Origin of the sequence: Pseudomonas sp. TREG-RG-20F-10-E-6-01 (assembly GCF_022662455.1) — a bacterium.
In the GTDB taxonomy this organism is placed as follows: domain Bacteria; phylum Pseudomonadota; class Gammaproteobacteria; order Pseudomonadales; family Pseudomonadaceae; genus Aquipseudomonas.
Window position 1 is genome coordinate 1 of the sequence record NZ_JAKNQP010000033.1, and the last position, 2,246, is coordinate 2,246.

Genomic DNA, 2,246 nt, shown 5'->3' on the forward strand with positions numbered 1-2,246 from the left:
TTACATGGGGATTGCCGACAAAAAGGTTGCCTACCAGGTCAATCAAGAGTTCGTAGAGCTGACGGCTGATCCGCAGATGATCGCTGCGTTGGTTTCGCTCTGGCAGCAACGCGGTTTCGCTAAGGCCGACTTGCGGGCCTACCTGCGCAAACTTGGCCTGATTGCGCCAGAGCGTACAGACCTGCAGATCGACGGCGAATTGCAGGAGCAGGGCGACGGTCTAGGCCTGGACGATGAGGACAAACCAAATGGCGGCAAACCAAGCAATCCTTGACGCCACGATCCGGCACGCGGTCTTCCTCGAAAAGCTCAAGGCGGGGGAGGTGGGCAAGTTTGCACCCTTCCTCAAGGAGATTGACCGATGTATACGGGATCGGCTGATCCAGTCGGACCTGACTGAGTACAACGTCAAGCGCCTGGAAGCGCTGCTGAAAGAGGTGGATAGCCTGCTGCTGGGCATCTTCGACCGCTACAGCGCGCAACTGAACCTCGACCTGGTGGACATCGCCAACTACGAGGCCGAATTTGAGGCGACCAGCCTTGCCAGGTCGGCGCCGGTTGGCGTTTCGCTGGATGTGGTCGCGCCGACGGCCGCTGCAATTCGCACCGCAGTGCTGACGAACCCGCTCAGTGTACGTGGCACCGGCGGCGGGAAGCTGCTTAAGGCCTTCATCAAGGGCTGGACCAGTGCAGAGCGTGAGCGCGTCACCGGCACGATCCGGCAGGGCTTCTTCGAAGGGCAGACGAACTTCCAGATCATTCGCAACATTCGCGGCACCAAGGCGGCAGGATACAAAGACGGCATCCTGGCCACCACCAACCGCAATGCCAGCACGGTCGTGCATACCGCGATTCAGCATGTGGCCTCCCAGGCGCGGATGGAGGTCGCAAAGGCCAACACGGATATCGTGCAAGAGATCCAGATGGTGGCCACGCTGGATAGCAAGACCAGCCAGTTGTGCCGCTCGATGGACAAACGCAAGTTTCCGGTGGATTCCGGCCCAAGACCGCCTTTCCACCCTAACTGCCGCACCACCTTCATTCTGTTGACCAAGCTCAGCGCGATGTTCGCCAAGGGCGCAACGCGTGCCTCGGTAGGTGCTGACGGCGGAAAGCAGGTCAGTGCTGACATCGATTACTACCACTGGCTCCAGCAGCAGCCAGCCTCGTTCCAGGACGAGGCAATCGGTCCTATGCGGGCCAAGCTGTTTCGCGAGGGTGGTCTAAGCGTTGAACGCTTCGCAGAGCTGCAGCTTGATCGCAACTTTGCGCCATTGACTCTCGCGCAGATGAAAACACTGGAACCACTAGCGTTCCAAAGGGCAGGCGTCGGCCCGAATTGATCCTAAGGCGTCTGATATCAAGCCCCACGCCTCTCTGTACTGCTCAAGATCGGGCAAGTGCTTCAGGTCCACCTTGCTCCAGCCCTCAGATCTAGGAAGGGCCTGGATCGTTGCTACTGGCAAAACATAGTAATGCGGTGGGATAGGCTGCTTTTTTCCGTCTGGAGATCCGCGATTGAGGAATACCGCGACCACAAATTCGCAATCGAAGTTTTTGATGGGGAATCCAGTCGCACCTGTTCTCCAACGGCTTTTTACCTGAACTCGAACGGAAGAGTTTTGCGCAGCGTCGGTAGCCACGATGTCGTATCCAGACATGTTGGTATAAGTCTTGTAAGCGGCGATTTTGTGAATCAGCAATTGCCCTAGCACGAGAAATTCAGCTCCTTCGCTTTCCAGCCTTGTGTCCATCCGCGCCATAACTTTCACCATTTTTATCGCCCCTGAAATAGGGACGCGATTTCATTTGCCTGCGAGGCAGGCTAATCCAAACCCAAGGGGTGCATCAACGTGGCAGAAGAAAACGAAATCGACCTGGAAAACCCGGCAATCAAGGCCGCTATCGCGACTGCCGTTGAAGCATCTGTGTCTGGTCTCAAAACCAAGAACTCGGAACTGCTGGGCAAGCTGAAGGAAACCTCCGGCAAGCTGACCCAGTTCGAAACACAGTTTGAAGGCATCGACATTGAAGCCGTCAAAGGACTGCTCAACCGTGCCGGGCAGGACGAAGAAACCAAGCTGCTGACCGAGGGCAAGGTGGACGAAGTCTTCAACCGCCGGACCGAGCGTCTGCGTGGTGACTACGACAAGCAGCTGAAGACCATCAGCGAGCGCGCCGAGAAGGCTGAATCGTTCGCTGCTAAGTTCCAGGGCAAGGTTCTGGGTGACTCGGTACGCGGTGCG

Annotated in this window: 2 protein-coding genes and 2 pseudogenes; 3 read left to right on the forward strand and 1 reads right to left on the reverse strand. The window is 57.3% G+C overall.

Translation table 11 applies throughout. The features are described 5' to 3' along the window. Positions 1-274: pseudogene (locus L8K08_RS30120) on the forward strand (hypothetical protein); the annotation flags it as partial. Next, positions 249-1,343: a minor capsid protein gene (locus L8K08_RS30125; protein WP_145163875.1), complete on the forward strand. Its 1,095-nt coding sequence runs from the start codon at positions 249-251 to the stop codon at positions 1,341-1,343. The pseudogene L8K08_RS30120 and the gene L8K08_RS30125, both read left to right, overlap by 26 nt. On the opposite strand, the gene L8K08_RS30130 is transcribed toward L8K08_RS30125, so the two are convergent. After that, positions 1,308-1,775, reverse strand: a complete 468-nt coding sequence (locus L8K08_RS30130; protein ID WP_242201983.1) for a hypothetical protein — start codon at positions 1,773-1,775, stop codon at positions 1,308-1,310. The two genes, L8K08_RS30125 and L8K08_RS30130, sit on opposite strands and share 36 nt — an antisense overlap. Before the next feature lie 78 nt (positions 1,776-1,853). Between L8K08_RS30130 and L8K08_RS30135 the strand changes: the two are divergent. After that, positions 1,854-2,246: pseudogene (locus tag L8K08_RS30135) on the forward strand (hypothetical protein); the annotation flags it as partial.